At 38.7% G+C, this 25,673-nt stretch carries 20 protein-coding genes; 10 read left to right on the top strand and 10 right to left on the bottom strand.

Features of this window, described 5'->3' with window-relative positions:
• Positions 1 to 105: 105 nt before the first annotated feature.
• Positions 106 to 1,221 carry a citrate synthase gene (gene citZ, locus D1Z92_RS05720; RefSeq protein WP_128894700.1) on the bottom strand — a complete coding sequence of 372 codons (1,116 nt, stop codon included), beginning with the start codon at positions 1,219 to 1,221 and terminating at the stop codon, positions 106 to 108.
• Between the two features lie 554 nt (positions 1,222 to 1,775).
• Here citZ and D1Z92_RS05715 point away from each other — a divergent pair.
• Complete coding sequence (locus D1Z92_RS05715; protein ID WP_164931470.1) at positions 1,776 to 3,284, top strand: Ppx/GppA phosphatase family protein; 1,509 nt, start codon at positions 1,776 to 1,778, stop codon at positions 3,282 to 3,284.
• Between the two features lie 45 nt (positions 3,285 to 3,329).
• Here the strand turns inward: D1Z92_RS05715 and ppk1 are convergent, their stop codons facing one another.
• Complete coding sequence (gene ppk1, locus D1Z92_RS05710) at positions 3,330 to 5,402, bottom strand: polyphosphate kinase 1 (protein WP_128894698.1); 2,073 nt, start codon at positions 5,400 to 5,402, stop codon at positions 3,330 to 3,332.
• Between the two features lie 180 nt (positions 5,403 to 5,582).
• Positions 5,583 to 5,981, bottom strand: a complete 399-nt coding sequence (locus D1Z92_RS05705) for an FxsA family protein (protein WP_128894697.1) — start codon at positions 5,979 to 5,981, stop codon at positions 5,583 to 5,585.
• A gap of 344 nt (positions 5,982 to 6,325) precedes the next feature.
• Here D1Z92_RS05705 and D1Z92_RS05700 point away from each other — a divergent pair, with 344 nt between their 5' ends.
• The 4 genes from D1Z92_RS05700 to D1Z92_RS05685 all read left to right on the top strand — a co-directional run bounded on the left by D1Z92_RS05700 (position 6,326) and on the right by D1Z92_RS05685 (position 10,614).
• Complete coding sequence (locus D1Z92_RS05700) at positions 6,326 to 8,428, top strand: peptidase G2 autoproteolytic cleavage domain-containing protein (RefSeq protein WP_240666585.1); 2,103 nt, start codon at positions 6,326 to 6,328, stop codon at positions 8,426 to 8,428.
• A 97-nt stretch (positions 8,429 to 8,525) separates the two neighbouring features.
• Positions 8,526 to 9,056, top strand: a complete 531-nt coding sequence (locus D1Z92_RS05695) for a PadR family transcriptional regulator (protein ID WP_128894695.1) — start codon at positions 8,526 to 8,528, stop codon at positions 9,054 to 9,056.
• A 120-nt stretch (positions 9,057 to 9,176) separates the two neighbouring features.
• A complete protein-coding gene (locus tag D1Z92_RS05690) occupies positions 9,177 to 9,875 on the top strand; it encodes an ABC transporter ATP-binding protein (protein ID WP_128894694.1) in 699 nt (232 codons plus the stop codon).
• Between the two features lie 4 nt (positions 9,876 to 9,879).
• Positions 9,880 to 10,614: an ABC transporter permease gene (locus D1Z92_RS05685; RefSeq protein WP_128894693.1), complete on the top strand. Its 735-nt coding sequence runs from the start codon at positions 9,880 to 9,882 to the stop codon at positions 10,612 to 10,614.
• Positions 10,615 to 10,766: 152 nt separating this feature from the next.
• Here the strand turns inward: D1Z92_RS05685 and pyk are convergent, their stop codons facing one another.
• The 4 genes from pyk to D1Z92_RS05665 form a co-directional block, all read right to left on the bottom strand.
• Positions 10,767 to 12,521 (bottom strand): pyruvate kinase, encoded by a 1,755-nt coding sequence (pyk, locus tag D1Z92_RS05680; RefSeq protein ID WP_128894692.1) that lies wholly within the window; start codon positions 12,519 to 12,521, stop codon positions 10,767 to 10,769.
• Between the two features lie 38 nt (positions 12,522 to 12,559).
• Entirely contained in the window at positions 12,560 to 13,540 is a 981-nt protein-coding gene (gene accA / locus D1Z92_RS05675) for an acetyl-CoA carboxylase carboxyl transferase subunit alpha (protein WP_128894691.1), read from the bottom strand.
• Entirely contained in the window at positions 13,541 to 14,401 is an 861-nt protein-coding gene (gene accD / locus D1Z92_RS05670; RefSeq protein WP_128894690.1) for an acetyl-CoA carboxylase, carboxyltransferase subunit beta, read from the bottom strand.
• Positions 14,402 to 14,625: 224 nt separating this feature from the next.
• Entirely contained in the window at positions 14,626 to 18,078 is a 3,453-nt protein-coding gene (locus D1Z92_RS05665) for a DNA polymerase III subunit alpha (protein ID WP_128894689.1), read from the bottom strand.
• Positions 18,079 to 18,368: 290 nt separating this feature from the next.
• On the opposite strand from D1Z92_RS05665, the gene D1Z92_RS05660 reads away from it, so the two are divergent.
• The 3 genes from D1Z92_RS05660 to D1Z92_RS05650 all read left to right on the top strand — a co-directional run bounded on the left by D1Z92_RS05660 (position 18,369) and on the right by D1Z92_RS05650 (position 19,821).
• Positions 18,369 to 18,695, top strand: coding sequence for a YtrH family sporulation protein (locus D1Z92_RS05660; RefSeq protein WP_128894780.1), 327 nt, complete (start codon positions 18,369 to 18,371; stop codon positions 18,693 to 18,695).
• Positions 18,692 to 19,195, top strand: coding sequence for a sporulation membrane protein YtrI (locus D1Z92_RS05655; protein WP_128894688.1), 504 nt, complete (start codon positions 18,692 to 18,694; stop codon positions 19,193 to 19,195). The genes D1Z92_RS05660 and D1Z92_RS05655 overlap by 4 nt, the downstream gene beginning before the upstream one ends.
• Before the next feature lie 341 nt (positions 19,196 to 19,536).
• Positions 19,537 to 19,821, top strand: coding sequence for a YtpI family protein (locus D1Z92_RS05650; RefSeq protein ID WP_128894687.1), 285 nt, complete (start codon positions 19,537 to 19,539; stop codon positions 19,819 to 19,821).
• A 41-nt stretch (positions 19,822 to 19,862) separates the two neighbouring features.
• On the opposite strand, the gene D1Z92_RS05645 is transcribed toward D1Z92_RS05650, so the two are convergent.
• The 3 genes from D1Z92_RS05645 to D1Z92_RS05635 all read right to left on the bottom strand — a co-directional run bounded on the left by D1Z92_RS05645 (position 19,863) and on the right by D1Z92_RS05635 (position 23,120).
• The gene (locus tag D1Z92_RS05645) at positions 19,863 to 21,182 is read right to left on the bottom strand and encodes a DRTGG domain-containing protein (protein ID WP_240666584.1); all 1,320 of its coding nucleotides are present in this window, start codon (positions 21,180 to 21,182) and stop codon (positions 19,863 to 19,865) included.
• Between the two features lie 303 nt (positions 21,183 to 21,485).
• Positions 21,486 to 21,947 carry a YlbF/YmcA family competence regulator gene (locus D1Z92_RS05640; protein WP_128894685.1) on the bottom strand — a complete coding sequence of 154 codons (462 nt, stop codon included), beginning with the start codon at positions 21,945 to 21,947 and terminating at the stop codon, positions 21,486 to 21,488.
• 18 nt (positions 21,948 to 21,965) lie between these two features.
• Positions 21,966 to 23,120, bottom strand: coding sequence for a DUF445 family protein (locus tag D1Z92_RS05635; protein ID WP_128894684.1), 1,155 nt, complete (start codon positions 23,118 to 23,120; stop codon positions 21,966 to 21,968).
• Positions 23,121 to 23,219: 99 nt separating this feature from the next.
• Here D1Z92_RS05635 and D1Z92_RS05630 point away from each other — a divergent pair, with 99 nt between their 5' ends.
• The gene (locus tag D1Z92_RS05630) at positions 23,220 to 24,575 is read left to right on the top strand and encodes a YheC/YheD family endospore coat-associated protein (protein WP_128894683.1); all 1,356 of its coding nucleotides are present in this window, start codon (positions 23,220 to 23,222) and stop codon (positions 24,573 to 24,575) included.
• A 9-nt stretch (positions 24,576 to 24,584) separates the two neighbouring features.
• Positions 24,585 to 25,673, top strand: coding sequence for a YheC/YheD family endospore coat-associated protein (locus D1Z92_RS05625; protein ID WP_128894682.1), 1,089 nt, complete (start codon positions 24,585 to 24,587; stop codon positions 25,671 to 25,673).

The following is a 25,673-nucleotide window of genomic DNA, read 5'->3' as shown; positions in this document are numbered from 1 at the left end:
ATAGAAATGAAGATGTTGAATAAAAAATGAAATTAGAATATTCAACATCTTTTATTATGATGAAAATGATGAAATAGTTCAACTGCTATAATGTTTTTTTCGTATTTAACCTCTCGCTTCGATTGGTACGTATGCTTGATGGCTTTCTCCAATGTAATCTGCTCTAGGGCGAATTAAGCGATTGTTGCTGTATTGTTCTAAAATATGTGCTGTCCATCCAGACATTCTACTGATAGCAAAAATAGGAGTGAATAGATCTCTAGCAATACCTAAACTGGTATAAACAGAAGCAGAATAAAAATCTACATTCGGTTTTAACCCTTTCGTATTGGTCACAAGATCATCTATTTTTATGGACATTTCATACCATTTATGATTACCCGTCATATCCCCTAGTTGCTTAGACATTTGTTGTAAATGCTTGGCACGGGGATCTCCATCTTTATATACACGATGACCAAATCCCATGATTTTAACTTTGTTATTCAATTTATCCATAATATAAGGCTCAATGTTATCCAGCGTATCAATCTCTTCCAACATCGTCATCACTTGCTCATTTGCACCACCGTGTAGTGGGCCTTTGAGCGCACCGATCGCAGAAGTGACACCAGAATACATATCCGAAAGTGTAGCAACCGTTACCCTTCCTGCAAATGTAGAAGCGTTCAATTCATGATCCGCATGTAAAATCAATGCTTTGTCCAACGCTTTCACTTCAACAGTGTCTGGCTCTTCCCCTTTTAGCATATAGAGGAAATTATAAGCGATGGAGACATCACATTTTGGAGCAACGGGCTCTTTTCCTTCACGGATGCGAGCAAATGCTGCTATTAATGTTGGAAGTTGAGCTTGTAGCCTAATCGCTTTACGAACGTTAGCCTCTTCGGACATATCTTCTGCTTCACTATCAAAGATCGCAAGCATGGAGACTAACGTGCGCAATACAGACATGCTATTTATGTTTTTTGGAAAGGACTTTATCGCATCTATAATCTCAGTAGAAATTGCAGCGGATTGTCCCAACTGACTTTTTAAGTTTTTCAGTTCTTGTTCTGATGGCAACTTACCATACCACAGTAAATATACCGTTTCTTCAAACGTAGACTTCTCTGCAAGCTCATCAATGTTAAAACCTCGATAAGTAAGCACACCGTCTATAATGGAACTTATAGCAGATGTTGTTGCTACAATACCTTCTAAACCTTTTGTCGCAGTCATGTTTTTCTCTCCTTTTACTATGTAATTTAAAATCTATCTAGGTTGAACGAAATGGCATTTCTCTAATTTCCCCTATATTCAGACAACCTATCACCACTATACATAAGATGAAAACATATCGTCATCATACTGTTCAGGACTGGTAACTTGTAAAAGTATGCTCTACGGTTTCTTCATCCTATTTAAATCACTCAAAAAGTTCACTGCTGTTTCTGCTTGTGACTTCTAGTAAACTGAGTTGCAACGATCATGGCAAAATGATGAACATGCAGATGCAGCTAACTGATTTTGATTGGAGTCATAGAGCGCTGCTCAAACAGTTGGGAAAACACAGCTAAGCGTAAGCTTTGTTTTTCCTCCTATTTGAACAAGAATTCACAAAATATTCAAAAGTGAAAACGCTATCTATAGACGTACTATTAATAATAGTTTATTTTGAACAATAAGTGAACCATTCTCCTATAGAAATTCATTATCGACTTCATAAAAAGATTTGATTTTTTCAAAAAAATGTTTATGATTAATGAAGATAAAGAGTTAAAGGAGTAATCATATTGTTGCAAAGAATAGGAATTATTGACATTGGTTCGAATACGATTCGACTCTCTATTTTTGAGAAAACGAACATCAATACGCTGCACATATTAGATAAAAATAAGTATACAGCAAGATTAAGCCAGCGTTTATCATCCAATAATGACATTCCCATACAAGAGCTGGACGATATTGTTTCTACACTTTTACATTATAAAAATCTTTGTCACCTTCATCATGTTGCTACAATCCATACCGTGGCTACCGCAGCTATTCGTAATGCTGATAACACCCAACACGTTAAGCAGTACTTGGAAATGAAAACAGGGCTAACGATTGATGTATTAAACGGTCAAGAAGAAGCCATGTATGGATTTATTGGTGCCACATACTATTTACCTATTCAAGAAGGTTTTTTTATTGACATTGGTGGTGGAAGCAGTGAGCTGGTCTATTTTCGCGATCGTAAAATTATACACAGCACGTCCCTTCCTTTTGGTGCTGTAAATGTATTTAAAAAGTACACTCACCAAGGGTTGATGACTTCTGAACAACAAATGATGCTCAAGAAGGACTTAGAAAAAGAGTTTTCTGCACTTTCATGGTTAAACCAGCATCCCCATTTACCTTTAGTCTGTATCGGCGGTGCAACACGTACGATATGTAAAATACATCAAAAGCAACGAAAATACCCACTAAAACAAAAACACGGATATGAAATGACCATGACTCAAATTCATGAGCTCCATAATTTTATTACTTCTAGAACAGAACAACAATTAAGTCAAGTAGAAGGATTAGCGAAAGATAGAAGAGATCTTATCATCCCAGGGATGAAGCTATTTCAGGTTATTTACGAATATATGCAGCCATCTCAACTGTTATTCAGCGAGTTCAGTTTGAGGGATGGACTAGCTATTCATCATTTTTCCCCAGATTATCATACAGACGACATTTTAGATCGATGTGTGAAACGACTGTACGCCAAAATACCAATGGTCCCTATACCGCATGTGCATCAAGTGGAGGAATTTGCAATGCAGCTTTTCAACGCATTATGTGCTGAACAAGCATGGGGAGAACAAGAAAAAACATATGTACACATCGCCTCTAGGCTTTCTCTATTTGGGGCCATCATCGATCCATATGCTCCAAAAGGGCATACGTTTGATTTACTAATTGGACAATCATTTGGGGTACTGTCTCACCGAGAATGGGTCATTATCTGCCTCATTGCTTCATTTCAGACGAAAAAGAAAGCAATGCAGTACGCTCAAAAATATAAAAATATGTTAATGGACGGAGATATAGATCTTGTGTTTCGTCTAGGTTCCATTTTACTGATGAGTGCAGCGCTAGATCGAAGCCAAAAGCAACCCATCACGTCGCTCTCTACCCAACTGGAGGAACAAAAGCTCATCGTGCAACCTCATTCATCATCCAATTGGGATATAGAGCATTGGGAAGTAAATCAAAAAAGAAAGATTTTTGAGTGTATATGGAACATGGAGTTCCACCTTAAATTTTAATGAATAGTGGTAATAAGTTGGTTGAACAAGTTCATTCCAACTTATCTATTTTTTCCACGTGCTTATATTGATCTGTTCGAACTGACTTCTAAGTTTGGGCAGATCATTTTCTATATGAACGTACTTTCCTGAAGACAACAACTTTCTAGCCTTGACGTTATCTTGTAAATTGAGTTCAAGCATATTCAAAAATGTAACTTTAAGGGAAGGATCATATATAGGACACATCAATTCTACTCTTCTCGTTAAATTTCTTGTCATCCAATCTGCACTCGATAAGTAAACATCGAAGTTACCGTCATTATGAAAATAAAACACACGAGAATGCTCTAAGAAACGATCAACAATGCTGATTACATTAATGTTCTCGCTCCACTTTTCCAAACCAGGGCGAAGACAGCAGACCCCTCTAATGATCAAATCTATCTTCACTCCCGCTTCAGATGCTTCATACAGTTTATCTATCATATCTTTATGGGATAGAGAATTCATTTTAACGATAATGCGAGCCTGCTTGCCTTGCTTGGCAAACTCCATTTCTCGTTCTATTAATTGTATTAATTTCGGTTTCAAATCATTAGGGGCAACAGAGAACGTCTTCCAATCGTAAAGCGAAGAGTATCCTGTCACTTCGTTAAAAAGCGCGGATGCATCTTCACCAACGATCGTGTTACTTGTAAAGAGTCCAATATCAGTATAAAGGGCAGCGGTACTATCATTATAATTTCCTGTCCCTACGTGAACGTAGCGCTTTAATTTATCTCCTTCTCTACGAACAACGAGCATGATTTTGGCATGCGTTTTCAAACCGATAAGACCATATACGACGTGGCATCCTGCCTTCTCTAATACTTTTGCCCACTGTATGTTTTTCGCCTCATCAAACCTTGCCTTCAATTCCACGATGACCGTGACTTGCTTACCTTCTTGAGCAGCTGTCACCAGCGCTTGCACGATGGCCGAATGTACACTTACTCGGTACATCGTCATTTTGATGGCAAGCACATCTGGGTCTGCTACAGCTTGCTCGATAAAGTCGTGAACGGCATCGAAAGATTCGTAAGGATGATGCACAAGCACGTCTCTTTTTCTAATGACAGAAAATAAGTCATCTACATGTAGAAATTCTTTTGGATACGCTGGTTTTATCGCTGGATAACGCAAGTGTTGTTTATCTTTTATGCTGCTAGCAAACGACATCAAAAATCCTAAATGAAGGGGACCGCCTTTGACATAACAAATATCATCTACCTCGAGCTCCGATTTTAGTATGGCCATCGGATAAGGGTGAAAACCTGCCTCAACCTCTAAACGTATCGGAGCGCCTCTCCTACGACTGTGCAATTGCTTTTCTATCTCATCCAACAAATCATCAGCCTCTTCTTCGTTTAGAGACAAGTCGGCATTGCGCGTAATCCGAAAACAATGCATGCACATAGGTGTATAGCCACCAAACAATGAATCTAGATGTTTTTCTATAATTTTTTCTAACAATATAAAGACGGTATTACCGTTCTTATCTCTTTTAGATAATGGAAAGAATCGAGGTAGAATCGATGGAATCTGAATTAAAACGAAATATGGATCATGCTGATCCTCTCCATCTGCTTTCTGCAATAAAACAGAAATATATAACTCGAGTGAATGAATAAGTGGAAAAGGCCTACTTTGGTCTACTGCCATGGGTGTAAGTACAGGAAATATAATTTCTCTATAGTAATGATCAACTTCTTGCTGTTGCTCTTTATCTAAGTGGTCATAGTCGGTAATCAACGTCATACCTTGATCAGAAAGCTCTGACATTAAACCTTGATATGTCTCATACATTTCCCTTAACATTTGTGATGAACGAACCATCAGTTGCTCATATAATTCAAAAGGGTTTAGTCCTGAAAAGTCTTCTTTGTCTATCCCAGCATTCATGCGATCAATCGTTTCCGCCACTCGGACACTCATAAATTCATCTAAATTATTACTAGCAATTGCTAAAAATTTCACTCTTTCCAGCAAAGGATTCATGTCTTCATTTGCTTCTTCCAGCACCCTATAATTGAATTCAATCCAACTGAGATCGCGATTAATATACGGAGAAGATGCTGAAAATACATGCTTATCCATTGTGATGAGCACTCCCCTTTCTATTTATACGTTTACAACACTTCAATACTGAAAACCCCTAAATTTCCCCATGAAAAAAAAGAAAAAAGACATAACTCATTTTATGTCTCTTTTTGTCAGCATGTTCAATTCATTATGACATACAAGTGTTATCGGTATGTTAAAAGGTATGCTCTCAGTTTAGAATCTACGATTAATGTATTGGATTTTACCACTTTGAATCCCTTTACGGATTAAATTTAGGATAAACAGTCTGAACACCACTCGTGAAGCTGGCAGCACTAATAAAAATCCAATTATATCTGTGAAAAAGCCTGGGGTAAGCAACAACAATCCGCCAGCAAAAATACAAATGCCATCTAGTATAGAATTACCAGGAACTCGACCCCTGGACATTTCCATTCTGGCATAGTTCCACACTTTCTGTGATTCTTTCTTCGCTAATAAAGCACCTACAAAACCAGTTAGTATGATCAGACCAAATGTTTGCCATCCTCCAATCCAATTCCCTACTGTAATTAACCCAAACACTTCAATCGCTGGTACAACAATCATAATAACAACGAGAATACGAAACAATTGATCTCCTCCTTCTCTATCATCAAAAAAATTCAGTTATTTTATTGATACGACACATAAGGTAAACACATGACTTGTTTCACTTTGTACATGTCACACCTTTATTCTATTTTACTGCATTATCATATGTAAAATCAAAGTGAATCTCATCTTATTACCGCTAAACATAAGATGGAGAAGTTTCTACATCACAATCTTTACTCCTGGCAGCTGAGGCGTATTCTTATGTTTTTCAGCAGATTAATTTCTTTGACATATTTATATTAGGCTTTTGTCCAATCCATTTGACTACCTTCCCCATACAATAACCTATATACCTGCAAAACATGAGGAGGTAGAATATATTGATTTGTAATAGAAATAGCATCGGTGTTTGCTCAGATGCGTTTGGAGTAAACACAACAGCAAAAGGGAATGGTTCGTTCGCGGAAGGCTGTAATACAGTAGCAAACGGAGTATGTTCACATGCAGAAGGCAATACAACCATTGCACAAGGCGCAAATGCCCATAGTGAAGGGCTATTATCCGTAGCAAATGGCGATTGTAGTCACAGTGAAGGATGCAGCACACAAGCAAATAGTGTGGCATCACATGCAGAAGGCAATACGACCATGACTTCTGGCGTAAATGCACATGCGGAAGGCATTCTAACATTAGCAAGTGGAGACAATGCACATAGTGAAGGAAATCAAACGGTAGCTTCAGGCAATCAAGCGCATGCGGAAGGATTGTTCACTCTAGCAAGTGGAGACAATGCACACAGCGAAGGGAGTCTAACGATGGCTTCAGGCAATCAAGCGCACGCAGAAGGCAGCGGAACGCAAGCCAGTGTAGACTATGCCCATGCCGAGGGGCTGAATACGGTTGCAATGGGCAATTTCGGTTCCCATGCGGAAGGGTTTAACTCCATGGCGTCTGGAAATCAAGCGCATGCAGAGGGTGCCCAAACGTTTGCGTGTGGAGACTTTGGTTCTCACGCTGAAGGAACGGGATCATTTGCGTTAGGCAGTTCTTCCCATGCAGAAGGTGTCTTTACGTTTACGTGCGGAGAAGGTACACATGCCGAAGGGCTTTTTTCTATGGCTGGTGACGACGCTTCTCATGCAGAAGGATGTAATAGCGTGGCCCTTTCTTTCGCGTCTCATGCGGAAGGAAAAGATACGCTATGCAACAATTTCTTTAGTCATGCGGAAGGGTTGGGAACAACAGCATCAGGATTAGCTTCCCATACGGAAGGCATAACTAATTTCGCTGGAGCAACAGGTGCTCATGCGGAAGGGAATGTTACTACTGCCATTGGCTGTTTTTCTCACGCAGAAGGAGTATTAACATTTACAGATTTTTTCGCTACAGGCGGTCATGCTGAAGGTTGTTCCACTATGGCATGCAATATTAATACACATGTAGAAGGGTTTAGGACGATGGCGTTCGGGGACAATGCTCACGCCGAAGGGTGTGACACCAGTGCCATGGGGAACTGTTCTCACGCTGGAGGTACGGGAACGATGTCACTTGGTTTTGCTACGCATACAGAAGGAATCAGCACCATAGCCCAAGGAGCAGCTTCTCATGCAGAAGGAATCATGACAAGTACAGCAGGACTAACGAGTGCACATATTATGGGACGTAGTGGTACAGCGAAATTTGAAAACTCATGGCATCTCGCTAATGGCGGAGTTACAGGTGGTAATGGACTAGTGGCGGTCATTCGAGGAGATGATATGGCACCTGGGCATGCTTGCTTTAGCGGGATCACACTTGGAGATTGTAACAACTGTGATTTTGCGGAAATGTTTGAAACGGTAGATGGTCATGCTATGGATGTTGGCTACTTTGTTACTTTACAAGGAAAAAAAGTACGCATCGCAAATAACGAAGACGACTACATCCTCGGTATATCTAGTGCTACACCCGGCATCGTTAGTGGTTCATCTGAATTTCACTGGCAGGGACAATATGAAATGGATCAATGGGGACGTTACATTTATGAAGTAGAGACCATTCCAGAACAATTGGATGCATTGGGCAATGTCATAACTCCGATGAAACAAACAAAGAAAAGAAAAATAAATCATGATTATGATGCAAGCAAAACCTATTCTCCGCGTGGTGAAAGAAGCGAATGGACTACCATCGGTTTAATCGGTCAACTCCGTGTTCGCGATGATGGCACTTGTAAAGTAGATGGGTATTGTTTACCGAATAAAGAAGGTATCGCTACGATAGCTAGTGAAGGATACCGTGTCATGGAACGAACCGGAGAACATCAAGTTTTAGTCCTTCTCAATGGCAATGTCAAACCCAAACCATGTAAAGAGAAAAAAGAAAAACAACTACAACAACTTCAAAACCACAATCAACAATTACAGCAACAAGTAGACAAAATCAATGAACAAATGGAGCAAATGCAATTACTAATGCAACAATTAATCGCGTCTAAATATTAAATCGAACTTGACATACCAAAAATGATAGATATAATTATAACCAACGTTGGATATACGAGTTTAAATATATTGTAATGAACAGAGAGAAGGATATACAGTGACGAATTTAATATTACTTGCGCTATTAAAACAAAAGCCTATGCATGGTTATGAAATACAGCAAATGATTCTGGAAAATGGATTGGATCAGTGGACGAACGTCTTATCAGGTTCGATATATTATGCATTAAACAAAATGGAAAAAGAAGGTCTTGTTGAAACAGTAGCAGAAGAACGAACGGGAGCAAGGTTACGCAAAATATATGGGATCACCACCATGGGGGAGCAAACTTACGAAGAGCTAATATTACAATCATTAAAACAACCCCCATTTGATGTTCAGTCCAATTTTATGGTTGGTATATCACTCATCGAAAAAATGGATGACGAAAAGCAACTTGAAGTGTTAGAACAAAATCTTGAACAACTTCAGCAAAAGAAAATACATTGGGAACAAGGATATGTGCTAAAGCAACAGTATTTAGATGAACATGCTGCATTAGCATTCAAAACTTCATTGCACATTATAGATACTAACATTTCTTTTATAGAACAACTTATACTTCTTTATGAGAAAAAAGCAAAATAAAACAATGAGCAATATACATGACTTCCAGTATATTTAGTGGGAGTTTTTTTACAGCTTAATAACCAACATTGTTTATACAATGAAGTTTATACAAATAAAATATAGATGAGGTGAATAGAAATGCCCATTATGATTGATGTGAAAAACATAGTAAAGCGTTATGGAACAAAAACAGTGTTAAACAACATATCCTTACAAATTAAACAAGGGGAAGTCATCGCTATAACAGGAGAAAATGGAGCTGGAAAATCAACACTACTGGATATCATCCTAGGTATTCAAAAACAGGAAAGTGGAACCATTACGTATGCTCCAACGTCACTTCAGAAGCAAGTAGGCGTTCAATTGCAGACAACTCCTTTTTTTCCTGATTTGACCGCAAAAGAAAACATACAAATTTTTGCAGCTTTTTACCGCATGAAATTAAATCCTATTCAATGTGAAGTCAGTTTGAGTGAATTCGAATTACAAGATGTATCTCACACCTTAGCATCTAAACTTTCTGGAGGACAAAAAAAGAAGTTAGCCATCGCTATAGCCACTGTGTATGATCCATCTGTCATCTTTTTGGATGAACCTACAGCATCACTTGATCCAAAGGCACGTATCCATATCAAACAACTCAGCGCAAGCCTTGCAAAGAAAGGGAAAACCATTATGCTTACTTCCCATGATATGGAGGAAGTGAGCAAACTAGCTACAAGATTGTTAATGTTGAAGAATGGACGTATTGTTCTCGATGGAGCACCTGAACAATTACTTGAGGAACATCAAAAAGAAGACTTGGAATCTTTATATTTATCTATAACAGGAGGGTAAACGTATGTTTGTCACTATTTTTTTATTATTAAACAAGGGTATTTTCAGAGATATATATGCTATTATCTGGAGTGCTTTGCTTCCAGTTGGGTTATTAGTTGGACTTGGTCTGTATACAAACGAAAGTTATTTCCCACAGCTTTTAACGGGTGTACTAACACTAAACGTATTGTTCGGAGCTTTTAATACGTCTTGTATTCAAATGATTCAACAACGAAATCAAGGAGTATATAAATTAATTCATGTAACTCCTACTTCGAGTCTCTATTTTATTACGATATTAACGCTTGTCCGTTCTTTCTTCACTTTCGTACTCACGTTACTTACTTTAGCAGTTAGCATTTTATTTTTTGAATGGAGCATATCGATATTCCATTTCCTTATTCTTATTGTCGTTTTAACTTTAGGTAACATTTGCTTTACTGCGCTAAGTATTGTGACAGCTAATTTTGCCAGACACGAAGGACAAGGCAATATGCTCACGAATCTGATTGCTTTTCCCATGTTATTTACGAGTGAGGCTTTTTACAGTATGGATGCTGCTCCATCTTGGCTGCAATATGTGGCTAAGTGCATGCCCTTTTCCTATCTAGTGGATGCCGTTCACCATGTCATTCAAGGAAACAACTTGGATGTATCGCTAGTGTATGCCCTCATTATCACTGCATTCTCCCTTCTCTTTATGATGTTCGCTTCGCTTACATTTAATTGGAATCCAGGACAACAAAAACTCAATTGAGCAACAGCCTAAAAGGATACTGTGGCGCAAACTTATATCTTATTATTTCTTCATCTTATATAAAACATAATAAAAAACAAGCCATCTCCTCCGTAGTTTAGCTACTTGGGAGACAGCTTGTTTGGGTTGTACTATATAGGTTAAAGCATGACTTACAAGATGTTGGATTTACCAGCGCGGATAATACCAAGCTCACCATAAACAGAAACTTCCATGCCATCTTTTAAAATATTCGTAGCATCTTCTACACCTACTACAACAGGAATGCTCAAGTTTAATCCTACGATTGCAGCATGTGAAGTGATACCACCTGATTCCGTGATTACTGCTCCTGCTTTTTCCATTGCAGGTACGTATTCGATATCCGTAGAAGCCGTGACTAGTACACAACCTTCCACTACTTTATCCATTGCTTCTTGTGGTGAGGAAGCAACGACAACTTTTCCTGTTGCACTTTGTGAGCCAATACCTTGACCTTTAGCTAACCATTCCCCTACATGATGCACTTTCATCAAGTTAGTTGTTCCACTGCGTCCAACAGGAACACCAGCAGTAATGACAACGATGTCGCCCTCTTTAATATGACCTTCTTCTGTAGAACGGTCTAGTGCAATTTGGAACATTTCATCTGTAGTATCTGCGTTATCACTCTTTAGCGTAATGGCACCCCATACTAAGGATAATTTTCTCATCACATGATCATGTGGCGTAATAGCAATGATTGGCGCTTTCGGGCGGTATTTAGAAATCATACGAGCCGTATAACCACTTTCTGTAGAAGTAATAATCGCACTCGCATTCAAGTCTAATGCTGAGTTGGATACAGCTTGACTGATCGCTTCCGTTACGTTGGTTTGCTGCGCTTCACTTTGTTTCATGAAGATTTCACGGTATGGCAAGCTACTTTCTGTTGATGTTGCAATACGTGCCATCGTTTGTACAGACTCTAGCGGGTAAGATCCTGCTGCTGTTTCTCCAGATAGCATGATCGCATCTGTACCATCAAAAATAGCATTCGCCACATCACTTGCCTCTGCACGAGTAGGACGTGGGTTTCTTTGCATAGAATCAAGCATTTGTGTTGCCGTAATGACTGGCTTACCTGCTACGTTACATTTTTGGATCGCTGCTTTTTGCACTAGTGGTACTTCTTCTGCTGGAATTTCAACGCCCAAATCACCACGTGCAACCATTAATCCGTCAGATACAGCAATGATTTCGTCTAAATTGTCTACACCTTCACGATTTTCGATTTTAGGTATAATTTGTATATGACTAGCATTATGCTTCTCCAATAGTTCTCTTATTTCGAGCACATCAGAAGCTTTTCGAACGAAAGATGCCGCAATGAAGTCTACTCCTTGTTCTATACCAAACACGATATCATTTGCATCTTTTTCAGTAATTCCTGGTAGTGAAATACTCACACCTGGAACATTCACACCTTTTTTGCTTTTAATTGTGCCACCGTTGACGATGTGGCATGTAATTTCTGTTCCTTCTATTTTCTTTACGCTCAGTCCAATGAGACCATCATCAATCAAGATAGTAGAACCAATTTGCACATCTTGTGGTAATTTATCGTAAGTAACAGAAATTCTATGAATGTCTCCTAAAATTTCTTCTGTAGTCAGTGTAAGTTCTTCTCCTTGAACAAGTTCAAGTGGCTCTTCTTTCAACTTCCCAGTACGAATTTCAGGTCCTTTTGTATCTAACAAAATCGCAACCGTTTTGCCACATTCCTTACTTGCTTTACGAATGTTTTCAATTCGTGCACCATGTTCAGCAAAGTCACCGTGTGAAAAGTTTAAGCGCGCTACATTCATACCTGCTGTAATTAGTTTTTGAAGCATTTCTAATGATTCACTTGCTGGTCCTATCGTACAAACAATTTTTGTCTTATGCATGGATCTCTTCCTCCAACCTATTTTATGTATCTCTATATTTAAGATTGCTGTGTTTCTTCATCACTTATAAACATAAATTCCCCAATATTTCTGAATTTCATGTAACGGCCCTGTATAATTTCTTCTTCACTTTGCTGCATCAGTTCCGTTAAATGATGAAGAATTTCTTTTTTCATATACGATGCTTGCTCTTTCACATCACGGTGCGCACCACCCAAGACTTCAGGAATGATGCCATCAATGACCTTTAACTCATGGAGATCACGAGCTGTAATTTTCATTGCTTCTGCTGCTTCGTCTGCTTTATTTGCATCTTTCCACAAAATAGAAGCTGCACCGTTAGGAGATATTACGGAATAAATGGAGTGTTCTAGCATTAATACTTTATTGGCTACTCCCAATGCTAAAGCACCACCGCTTCCTCCTTCTCCAATTACAATACTAATAATGGGAACTCGGAATCCTGCCATTTCCATTAAGTTCTTTGCAATCGCTTCCGCTTGTCCACGTTCTTCTGCTGCACCACCTGGATATCCACCGGGTGTATCTATAAATGTGATGATGGGTCTGCCAAATTTATTGGCTTGTTCCATAAGACGAAGTGCTTTTCGGAAGCCCTCTGGATGTGGCATACCAAAATTACGCGCGATATTATCCTTTGTATCTTTCCCTTTCTGATGACCAACTACGGTAACAGGAATGCCATTCACCTTCCCTATACCACCAACAATGGCTAAGTCATCTCCATACAAGCGGTCACCATGCAATTCAATGAATGAGTCCAATATTTCATGGATGTAAGCTAGTGAAGTAGGTCGCATCGCATGCCTAGCCATCTGCATCACTTCTGAAGCAGACAATTCTTTGTATAAATTTTCTTCTAACTTTTTATAACGCTCTTCTAGCCTAACAATTTCTTCGGAAAAATCAATGTCTTTTTCTTGACTAAATTGTTTTAATTCGTTAATTTTTTGTTGCAACTCTATGAGCGGTTGTTCAAACGATAATTCTCCTGCCATCTAACTACTCACCTTCTTATCCGCATGTATCTCTATTATTTGGGTCAATACATCCCTCAATTCACTACGTTGAACCACTTTATCAAGCTGACCATGTTTCATCGTAGATTCAGCAGTTTGGAAGTTGCTAGGTAATTTCTGACGTATCGTTTGTTCGATGACTATCCGACCAGTGAAACCTACAATAGCACCTGGTTCAGCAAGATTAATATCTCCAAGCATAGCAAAACTAGCAGAAACCCCACCCAGCGTTGGATCTGTGCACATGGAAATAAATAACCCTTCTTCATTATGAAACTTTTTTAATGCAGCACTTGTTTTGGCCATCTGCATCAAACTTAAAATACTCTCTTGCATTCTTGCTCCGCCTGAGGTAGAAAAAATCAGCAGTGGATATTTCTTCTGCGTCGCTTTTTCAATCGCTCTTGTAATTTTTTCACCTACAACAGAACCCATACTACCACTAAAAAAATCATAGCTCATGACAGCAATTACAACAGGGTATCCATTAATCGTACCCTCTCCGGTAACGACTGCATCATTCAGACCAGACTTCTCCATTTGTTTGATTAATTTTTCTTCATAAAAAGGGAATTGGAGCGGATCTTTTGAAACCATATCATGATCATATTCGAATAGCCTTCCGTCATCAAGTGTCAGCGCTACTCTCTCTCTTGCTGATAATTTAAAATGATATCCACACGATGTACAAACTTTTAAGTTTTTCTCTAAGTCCTTACTTAGCTGTATCGTACCGCATTTCACACATTTCGTCATAATCCCTTCTGGTATATCTTTTTTTGCTTGTTCAGAAGGTATAGTCGCATATTTTCTCTTCTTTTGGAAAAAATCTTTTAACATTTTACACCCCTCAAGGCGTTATATTTTTTTGGCTCTATGACATTCAAAATCATTCAAAAAGTAATGTAGAAAGTTAGAGCAGTATAATAATCATAATAGACTTATGATAGCATACCTATACTTTTTATAGCAACAAAGTACTTGTCTACAAGAAATGATGAGAACCAAGTTTACGCCTCACCATTTCATTATTTTCTATAAAAAAAGTTGTCACATCACCTTCATTATTTAAATATCACCGAGTTTTCACCTAATAAGTTTTGCACTTTGGCAAACAAAACAGCATTGGGTTGAACACCGTATGTGGCATTTAAAATGACGCTCTTACCAGTAGATTCATAGTACAAGGCAACCTCATATGGTCCTTTATGTGATTGCAAAACAGATTTCAGCTTATTCAACGTCACATACTTTTCATGTGAAGCGTCGATTTTCACATACAATCTCTGTTTCTCTTTTTTTGTTGCATCAAAGTCATCTAATTTAGACTCTAAGGAAGCCACTTGTTCGGCAATAAGTTTCGTATTCTCTTCCTCTTGCTGTACTCTTGCCTTCATCATCGTAATAGCTCCTTGCTTCATCCATGATGAAATATTCTGCCACACATTAGGGAACACGACGACTTCCATTTTAGATGTTTTGTCTTCTATTTGTACAAACGCCATCGGCTTTCCTTTTTTGGTTACGATTTGTCTGATGGATGATACCATTCCTGCGACGGTAGTCATGACATGATCTTGTAACTCAAACACGTCTACTAAAGGGTTAATCGTATATTTCGCTAATAAACTGTCGTAATGGTCTAATGGATGTCCAGATAAGTACAAGCCGATGATATCAAATTCCGCTTCTCCTTGCTCTGCTTGGCTAAAAGGTTTAACTTCCGGGAGATCCAATGTCATATTCGATTGTACATCAAAACCAAATAAATGTAGCTGCATATCTTGTTGTTCTTTCTTCCATTTTGTTGCTAGCTCCATCACTTCATCTAAACCAGCGATAAATTGGGCGCGATGCCCCTCAAACCCATCAAATGCTCCGCAAAGAATAAGAGATTCAATGACTCTTTTGTTGCAGCTTTTTAAATCTATTCGCATACAAAAATCCAGTAAACTTGTAAATTGTCCTTCTGCCCGTTCTTTTAAAATCACTTGGATAGCTGTTGTTCCTACATTTTTTAACGCTGCTAGTCCCACTCTGATCGCTAGTGTCTCTTCCTGTCCTTCTTCCCCCTCTAGCACAATAGGAGTGAAAAACGTATCAGAATCATTCACATCAGGCGGTAGCACCTTCATGTTCATGCGCTTGCACTCTTCTACATATTGTGCCGTTTTATGATGGTTGCCCGTCACTGCCGTTAACATCGAAGCCATAAAAGGAGCAGGGTAATGTGCTTTTAAATAAGCAGTACGATATGCCAACAAGCCATACGCAGCAGCATGGGCTCGCGGAAAACCATAATCTGCGAATCTGACGATCATATCATAAACGGTATGACTATCTTGTTCATCATACCCTTGTGCTTTACTGCCTGAAACGAAATGTTCCCTCTCTTGATCTAGGATTTCACGCTTTTTCTTCGATACAGCTCTTCGCAAAAGGTCCGCTTCACCTAGTTTGAATCCCGCCATTTTAGAAGCAATCTGAATGATTTGCTCTTGGTATACGATAATACCAAACGTATCTTTTAATATCGGTTCTAGTGAAGGGTGCGGGTAGTGTACGGTTACTTTGCCATGTCTCGCTTGAATAAATTGTGAAATAAACTGCATCGGTCCCGGGCGGTACAATGCAAGGACAGATATAATATCTTCGAAATGATCTGGTTTTAGTTCTTTTAGCACTTTTCTCATTCCCGCTGATTCAAGCTGGAAAACGCCACTCGTCTCCCCGCTGCTCAGCATGTCATACGTCAGCGAGTCACTATCGCCTACTACATCAAAATCAATAGTGACACCATATTGCTTGTTCACCCATCCCAGTGTACGTTCGATGATAGATAATGTTCGTAAGCCTAGCAGGTCAATTTTCAATAAACCTAATGATTCCAGATGCTCCATTGAATATTGTGTCAACACCGCATGATCCGTCCCTTGTTGCAGTGGAATGTAATCTGTTAACGGTGCATTAGCAATGACCGTACCTGCAGCGTGGGTAGAGGCATGTCTAGGCATTCCTTCAATCTTTTTAGATAAGTACAATAAGCGCTTTACATCTGTATTACTCTCCACCAATCGTTGCATTTCGGGATTACTTTTCATCGCTTTATCAATCGTAATTCCTAATTCATTCGGTATCATTTTCGCCACTTTATCGACCAAATAATACGGTAAATCCAGCACCCTTCCAACATCTCGTATCGCTGCTTTTGCCGCCATCGTACCGAACGTTATAATTTGTGCTACATGTTCAGATCCATACTTATCTACAATGTAGCGAACGACTTCATCTCTTCTCTCGTCACTGAAGTCAATATCAATGTCTGGCATCGTCACCCGCTCAGGATTGAGAAAACGTTCAAATATTAGCCCATATTTTAACGGATCTACATCTGTAATATACAGCACATAGGAAACTAAACTTCCCGCTGCTGAACCCCTTCCCGGTCCTACTGCAATCTCTTGTTCTCTCGCATAACGTACAAAGTCGGCGACGATTAAAAAGTAATGCGCAAAACCCATCTTCACAATCACATCTAGTTCGTTGTGAAGCCTGTCCATAACTGCTGCTGTGTTCTGCTCTCCGTACCTTTTCTGCACCCCTGCTATACATAATTGATGCAAATACTGATCTACAGTCAATGCAGGTGGAATAGGCTTGAATGCAGGCAAAATAAATTGATCAAATTGCAGGTGAAGCTCACATTGATCTGCAATCACTTGCGTATTTTGAATCGCTTCTGGAACGTGGGCAAATAATGCATTCATTTGCGACTCACTTTTCAAATACAATTCATTGGTATCCATTTTCAACCGTTCTTCGTCATCGAGTGTCTTGCCCGTACCGATACAAAGCACAACATCTTGCGCCTCTGCATCTTCCTGATGAATATAATGCACATCATTTGTTGCGACTAAAGGAATCCCTGTCTTTTTACTTAGCTGTATCATCTTCTCATTCACTTCTTTTTGACCGGGCAAGTGATGATCTTGCAGCTCTAAATAAAAATGTTCTCCAAATATGCCTTGATACGAAAGTGCGGCTTGTTCCGCTTCTTCCAATCTTCCGTGCAGTAAATGCTGTGAAATTTCACTTCCTAAGCAAGCGCTAAGGCAAATGATTCCCTCTCCATATTCAGTTAACAGCGCTGCGTCCACTCTCGGTTTATAATGATGTCCTTCCAAATGGGCGATGGAACAAAGACGCATCAAATTTTGGTATCCTTGCATGTTTTTCGCCAGTAATATGAGATGGTAGATGGGGTTGTCTTTTCGGTTCCCTTTTTCCTGTATGGACTTCGGGGTGTAATACACTTCGCATCCAATAATCGGCTTGATGCCATGTGCTTTACATTGTTTATAAAAGGGAATCGCACCGTACATGACACCATGATCAGTCAATGCTAATGCTTTCATCCCTAACTGAGCTGCTTGCTTGACTAAAGAATCAATTGGAGCGGCTCCATCTAATAAACTATATTCACTATGAACGTGTAAATGTACAAATGATTTTTCCATTTCAAGTCTCCTATGGACCTCATTCAGGTTTTCACTGTATGTTTTATTTTATCATAGGTTTGCATTCACAAAGCAAGCAACAGAACAAATGTTCACACATTTTTAATTTTAAAATATATAAGTGGTAATAAGTGGGATGAGTAAATTCATTCAACTTATCTATAAGGAAACGAACGTATTCATCATTTTATGAAAGGTAGTCCCATACACTATAAATATCTAAGAAAAAATGGATGATACAACTCGATACATAACAACGGTACATGACTATGTCATCCTTGGAGGGAATTATGGGATACTTTTTAACTAAAATCATATCACACTATGCACTGGCATTTGGTGTCGTCATTGGTGCAGCACTCCTCAGCGGCATGGCAGCCATATTCACACTGCAACCACCAACACTGACGATGCGAGATGTTGCCACCAACGTGAAAGTTTGGGCCGTAGTCGCCGCCATAGGGGGGACGATTGATCCGATACGCGAAATTGAGTCTAACGTGATCGACAGTCAATACTCGCCTGTCATCAAACAAATTTTATATATAGTCAGCTCCTTCATCGGCGCTTATACTGGAGCCAAGCTTATTGAGTGGATATGCGGGGGAGCCAAATGAAGCTTCCCTCCTTTTACCCTATTATGAGGCGGCTACAGTTTATTTCGATTTTTATTTGCGGCATGATTGTAGGTGCGGCAGTTTTTATGGTGCTCTATCAACATAACATGGAAGAAATGTTCACCATTAATGATTCCTTGAAATCAGAACTTGGTGAACTGCAAGCACTCAACGATGATCTTACAAAATATAAAGGGAAAGAAAATATTATTCGTTCCATTATTGTGAACGTAGAAGACGAAGACGAAGAAGAAGCATTAGAAGAAGTCATTAAAAATGAACTGAAAGCAAGAGTACTGAAAGACTTGCAATTTTTAAAAGGATTATCGATATCCAAAATCATTCCCACCACCGACAATACACCACAAACGTTAAAAAAACTATATAATAAGCTGCATACGAACATTCATGAAAATAATTATGTCGTTCAAATCGAAACCATCATTGCCATTCACGGTGAACTACGAATATGGATCGTAGCGAAAGAATACACAGGTTGATATTTTTACCACTTATGATTTAAGATAGATAAGTTGAATGAACTTTGTTCAGTCAACTTATTACCGCTAACATAAGATGGAGAAATTACATCATGACAATCTTTACGCCTGGCTACTGAGGCGTAAACTTTTATTTCAGCATTTCTTCATCTTATATTAAGTTGAATGAACTTTGTTCAGTCAACTTATTACCGCTAACATAAGATGGAGAAATTACATCATGACAATCTTTACGCCTGGCTACTGAGGCGTAAACTTTTATTTCAGCATTTCTTCATCTTATATTTGTTCAGTCAACTTATTACCGCTAACATAACACTTTCATTAAAGGAGCAACAACGATGCCTTACGCTATCATTTATTTACTTATTATCGCTTCCCTTATCATGTCTGTTTATTTTAGTTCTAAATCATTAAAAACCAAATCAGTAAAAGAACGCGGATTATTGAAATCCAAAACAAATATTTCGATGGGAATCATGTTGATTACTGCATCCATTTTTTTATTCCGAACAGGTTCGATCGTGTTTATCATTGTGTGTGCTGTATTTATGTTATTAGGATTATTTAACGTATACGGCGGCATCAAACATCATCGTCACTTTAAACAACTTAAAGAAAATTAAAAATCCACCTCTTGGTGGATTTTTCTATACAATGATTAACTTTACGGCTGCTCTATCATTTGTGTCGTGACCATCGCTTTACATACCAACGTATCTTGGTCATAAATCTCTACTTCTACTTTTGCTGCTTTACGGCTAATTTGAACAATACTTGGCCTAAGTTCAATTTCATTTTCAATTTGCAGCGGTCGTAAGAAATGTGATGAAATGTTGTCCAGCACCAAATCCCCTCTGCGGCTATCTTTAATGACACGATACGCTGCTTTCGTAATTAAAACGGTCAGCACTCCTTCTGATACCGTACCTAATTGATTAGCCATTTGTGGGGTAATGATACCTTTAAAGTGCAGCTTACCAGTACTATTTTTATTTTCGGAAAAGGAAGACCATATTTGATCCTCAAACGTTTCCCCCGTTTCTGGCTGCTCTTGAATAAATTGCATCGCTTTTAATACGTCTTGTCTGCCAATCACATTCAATAATTTCTTGTTATGATCGACGACAGGAAGCACATCTATGCCTTCCCCTACCATCATATACGCACAGGAAGCGATAGAAGTATGCGGCGTAACGGTAATCGGATTTTTTGTCATGCATCGATCAATCGATTGATCTTTTGTCATGGACATGACATCTTTCGTCGTGACAATGCCAATGACTTTTTGTCGATCATCAACGACAGCAAACCTTTCCTGCCCTGTCTCTTCTAATAAATACTGCCAATCTTCCACCGTACTACTTGGTTTCAAATAAGGAATGGCATCATTTAAAGACACGATATCTGACACTAAAATAATTTTTTTCTTGATCATGCGATCATAAATGGCTCGATTTAACATAGAAGCCACGGTATATGTATCATGCTTAGAAGAGATGATCGGCAAATTGTGTTGATCTGCATATTGTTTAATATCTGCTCTCGTCTGAAATCCTCCTGTTACCAGCACGCCTGCACCTAATTTTAAAGCAGAAAACTGTGCCTGATTACGATTGCCAACGATGAGCAAACTACCAGCGTCAATATATTTCACCATATCATTGAGCTCCATAGCACCAATGACAAACTTATTTAATGTTTTTTCTAGCCCTTTTGCACCGCCGAGTATTTTTCCATCTACAATTTTCACAACTTCTTCAAAAGTTAATTGATCCACACTTTTAATAGACTTCTCAATACGAACGGTTCCAATTCGCTCTTTCGTACTTACAATGCCTTTATTCTCAGCTTCTTTAATCGCACGATATGCTGTACCTTCGCTCACTTCCATCTCTTTAGCGATTTGACGAACGGATATTTTTTGTCCGACATTTAAGTCTTCTATATATTTAATAATTTGTTCATGCTTTGTCGTATGATTCAATCTGTTACACCTCGTACATTTTATGGACTATTTTTGTGAAATAATGTCGTTCCAGAGCATAAACTTCGCCTATGTTTCATTTCTCTTATGTATGGAAAACAATGATATATTTGTCCTATTATAACTGATATAAATGAAGCCAGCAAATACTATTCTCTTCAACTTTTCTTTGTAAAATGGGTTTCCTATTCTCTTCTCAAAAACGAAGAAGTACACAACGTTGTGCACTTCTTTCTCTTATATGTTTATGGTATTGCAAATGATATGGTTGGTATAGCGCATATTGCTTGTTAAACATTACATTTATTGTCCGAGCATTCTTTTAATTTGTGCTATTTTATCATCTTCATCTATTTCTTCTACTTCCTCTAGGACTGGTGTGTCCACTTCCACCACTTCGTGTTCCATCTGGTCTAGCTCATCCCCATTAATCACCTGATACACTTCATTCATCGGTTCGCTTATGATTCCCTGTACTTCTTGTGCAATTTCCTGCACTTGCTTCTCCGCTTCAAATAACTTTGACATCAATGGGTTCATCTTCATGACTTCTACCATTCTTTGCAACGTTTCTATCTCTGCTTGATCCAAGCTTCCTTCCGACACCTTTTGTCCGATTTCCTCTTGTTGCTTTCGTATATCTTGATACATTCGATAAGCATCTGGATTATCTTTGATTTCCGTCAATATGCTTTTTAAATTTTGTATTGCATCGTTGCCTTCCAATGCTTTTGCCAATTCATTGGCTTTGTCAATCACCTTCATACCCTATCCTCTCCATTCTTATGTTACAAAATAAATAACAGACTGGAATAAGCCGATAATGCCTCCTAAAACTGCACCAAGAAAAGTAATCGCTCGCAGCTCTTTGCGCGCAATACGAACAATCATGGACTCCAGTTGCTCAATTGGAAATGATCTCACTTCATTTGCGACCATTTGAGGAAGGTTAATTAGTTTTAACATTTTATCTACGTTATGTTGGAATAAGGTAAACGTCATACCGACAATACGCTGCACTACGTTCTCCATTACCGTATAATGGGATGTGATGATATGTTTCCATCTGTATTGCAGCACCTTCTCTTTCCACTCTCGCTGTTGTACAAATTGTTTGCATGTTGAAAGCAACCACTGCTTACTCTCTTGATCACTCAACATTTCCATGATATCTGTTATTTTTTTCTCTTCCAGCCTATGCCATTGTTCTTCTAAAAGTGTATGTAATAAATTCTTTACTATGTTAGAATTAAGCTGTTCTATTAATGCTGGTTTTATTTTCGACATCATTTTTTGTTCATCGACGAATACAGAAGCCAGTGATCCCCAAAACCCACCAGCCTTATCCAGTAATTGATTACTTACATGAGAAAGCATACGTGTCCCTTGTTCGGATTGCAGTGCTTCTTGCAGTGCGTCGGTAATATGATCCACCACACTTTCTATCCACTCTTCTTTTTTCACTGCGAAGGAAGAAGGTAAAATAGAGGCAACGGTTCTCTCCTTCATCTCATAGCGATCCCATACGGTGTTCACGCCATTTTCCACCATGCCCAGTGCCAGCGATTCCATACTTTGCAACGCATCAGCAAGTGAATCATCACCAAATAAATCGATCAGCACATCTTCTATCGTCATATCTTTGTCTGACCAATCCTCCACTTTTTTAATGATTTCATCATGCACTTGCTCTTTAAAATGAACGCCATTCACCACATTTTTTATCCCTGCGGAAGTCACCAAATACTCGCCTACAATATCACCTAAAGAAACGGCTATTTCCTCTTGTCTTTTAGGTATTAGCCCAGGAGTCAGTGGGACTTTCTTATTAAAAATTCTTTTTTCTGTGCGAGGGTGAAACAACATTTTTATTGCTAAAAAATTAGTGAAAGCACCGATTAACGCCCCTACCAAAATAAATATGCCAACCCACAGCATCTGTAATCCTCCTCATCAATTTGCATCAAATAATCACGAAGGTGTATTTGCCTCATATAATGTTATAACCACTTACCAACGCCGGAAGGAGTCATCCTTGTGTCCAAAAAAATCTATACATTGCATACAAAAAAACATTTATCTGAAAACGAGATTATGGTGCATCCCGCTATATTCAACGACCAAGTGCCAACCTTTGTTCAACTGCATATCGCTTCCTGGAATAAGGAATTGAGTATCGTAAAAAGTCCCAATGAAAATACAGTCGGCATCAGCCATACCCTAGCCAACAGCATCGGTCTATACGACGGTGCACATGTCAAAATATATTATCAGCCATCCACCGAATCGTTACACATTGGACCGTTACTTGCTGTCACACTGACCATCAACCTAAACAATCCAGAAGTAAGGGATGAAGGCAACTTAAGTTCCTTCTGCAAAGAAATAGCAACACAAATGCAGCAGCAAGGTGGCATTGTATACTTTATTACCCCTACAGATATTTATAAACGTGATGAAACCTGTATGACTGGATGGAGATATACAAATACATGGAAAAAACAAAAGTTTATTACACCCAAATTAATATATAACCGCATTGGATCACGAAAACAAGAAAGTAGATTAAGCGTACAACATTTTTTTAAAGAAGTAAAATCTTACCCAGATGGCTTTATATTCAACGAAAAATTTATGAATAAAAGCAAATCTACTGCCATGTTATTGGAAAATGAAGAAATTAGAAAGTTTATCCCGGAAACAATGCAATACAAAAAACTTTCTACATTACAGTACATGTGTGGCAAATATACCACTGTATTTGTAAAACCTGTCTATGGAAGTATGGGGAAAGGCATCATTCGAATTCAGAAACTACAGAATGGTTCTTACACCATGGAAGAAACACAACCGTCTAAGGTCATGAAAAAGAAATATAAAACACTCTCCTCCTTACATGCCTTCATTGCAAAAAAGATCCGATCTACTTCCTTTCAAATTCAGCAAGGCATCACATTGACTCACATTCAAAATAATGCACTAGACTATCGAGTGCAAGCACAAAAAGACGGCAAGGGAGAATGGTGTATTGCTTCCATCGTAGCGCGTATTTCCCCTCGCGGACAAATTGTCTCTAACTTAGCTAGAGGCGGGCAAATGATCCCATTCAAAAAATCATTAACGCAATCCAACCTTCCAAATGCACACATTAGAGCTACCCAGACTAAAATAAAAAGAGCCGCGATACTCATTGCGCAGAGTATCGACGATCAGACAGAAGATCATTTTGCAGAGTTCGGTATTGATTTAGGTATTGATAAAAAAGGAAATGTTTGGTTAATAGAAGTCAACACAAAACCTTCTAAAAAACGAAACATCCCTTTTCATAAAAATAAAATTAGACCGTCTGTAAAGAAAATGATTGAGTATGTTCACTATTTATTCGAAGAATAGGTGTAGACTATGGAAAAACATGTAGGAATCACCATCAGTTCCAGTGATCCTCAAAGTTTTCAACACAATGTTTTCCTTCGTTATCTTTGTTTATTAGGCAAGAAATTACGTCTTATTGTATACGTATTCTCCGTGCAAAGCATTCAACATCATACCGTTGTAGGATATACGTATTCACAAAAAGAAAACAATTGGGTGAAATCTACTTTTCCTACTCCAGACTTTATATTCGATCGCTGCTTCACCCATAGCATGAAAAAAAAAGAAGCGCAGCAGCGCTTTATAACAGAGCTATGCAATATCAAACCCGTACTGATATTAAATCGAAGTGTTTGCTCTAAATGGCACATGTATCAATTACTAAATAAATACAAGTGCTTTCAACCTTATTTACCTGAAACAAAGCATGTCGAGAATATCCCCATGATACTAGATTGGTTAGAGCAACATGACCATGCATTTATGAAACCCCACATGGGTAGTCATGGGAAACAAACGATAGCCATTACGAAACGTGACGAGGAAGTATACGATGTACAGTGTAGGGATGAAGACAATCGTGCTGCATCCCACACTTTTCACACCAACGCCTCATTGTGTGAGTGGCTCACACCATGGATCGGAAATGAGAAATATATTATTCAGCCGTTTCTATCATTGAAAGATGCACAAAACAGAGCATACGATATTCGTGCGTTAGTGCAGAAAAATAAGAACGGAAAGTGGGATGTCACTGGTATCACTGTACGCAGAGGATACACAGGGAGTATTACATCCAACCTTCATGGAGGGGCAGCATCCATTGCACCTATGCCTTTTTTACAATCCCTATATTCAAAAAAAGAAGCACAGCACTTGTTGAAGCAAATTCACCAGCTCGCTCTGGCAATCCCCAAACCGCTTGAACGTCACTTCGGTCATCAGATTGAATTTGGAATAGACACAGGTCTAGATAAAAATGGAAATTTATGGTTATTGGAAGTCAATTCTAAACCAGGAAGAAATGCATTCAAAGCCTTTCCTCTCATTTATAACCATGCAATGGGGAACCCTGTTCGCTATATTCGTTATCTAGTCGAAAGTCAACTAGGAGGTTAA

The organism is Longirhabdus pacifica (assembly GCF_004115085.1).
GTDB classification, from domain to species: Bacteria; Bacillota; Bacilli; order Paenibacillales; family DSM-105158; genus Longirhabdus; species Longirhabdus pacifica.
This window is presented reverse-complemented; position numbering and strand designations above follow the sequence as displayed.

Coding starts and splice junctions, on each gene's coding strand:
- citZ (WP_128894700.1), bottom strand. CDS start 1,221: ATGACTGCGACAAAAGGTTTAGAAGGTATTGTAGCAACAACATCTGCT.
- ppk1 (WP_128894698.1), bottom strand. CDS start 5,402: ATGGATAAGCATGTATTTTCAGCATCTTCTCCGTATATTAATCGCGAT.
- D1Z92_RS05690 (WP_128894694.1), top strand. CDS start 9,177: ATGCCCATTATGATTGATGTGAAAAACATAGTAAAGCGTTATGGAACA.
- D1Z92_RS05685 (WP_128894693.1), top strand. CDS start 9,880: ATGTTTGTCACTATTTTTTTATTATTAAACAAGGGTATTTTCAGAGAT.
- pyk (WP_128894692.1), bottom strand. CDS start 12,521: ATGCATAAGACAAAAATTGTTTGTACGATAGGACCAGCAAGTGAATCA.
- accA (WP_128894691.1), bottom strand. CDS start 13,540: ATGGCAGGAGAATTATCGTTTGAACAACCGCTCATAGAGTTGCAACAA.
- accD (WP_128894690.1), bottom strand. CDS start 14,401: ATGTTAAAAGATTTTTTCCAAAAGAAGAGAAAATATGCGACTATACCT.
- D1Z92_RS05665 (WP_128894689.1), bottom strand. CDS start 18,078: ATGGAAAAATCATTTGTACATTTACACGTTCATAGTGAATATAGTTTA.
- D1Z92_RS05660 (WP_128894780.1), top strand. CDS start 18,369: ATGGGATACTTTTTAACTAAAATCATATCACACTATGCACTGGCATTT.
- D1Z92_RS05655 (WP_128894688.1), top strand. CDS start 18,692: ATGAAGCTTCCCTCCTTTTACCCTATTATGAGGCGGCTACAGTTTATT.
- D1Z92_RS05650 (WP_128894687.1), top strand. CDS start 19,537: ATGCCTTACGCTATCATTTATTTACTTATTATCGCTTCCCTTATCATG.
- D1Z92_RS05640 (WP_128894685.1), bottom strand. CDS start 21,947: ATGAAGGTGATTGACAAAGCCAATGAATTGGCAAAAGCATTGGAAGGC.
- D1Z92_RS05635 (WP_128894684.1), bottom strand. CDS start 23,120: ATGCTGTGGGTTGGCATATTTATTTTGGTAGGGGCGTTAATCGGTGCT.
- D1Z92_RS05625 (WP_128894682.1), top strand. CDS start 24,585: ATGGAAAAACATGTAGGAATCACCATCAGTTCCAGTGATCCTCAAAGT.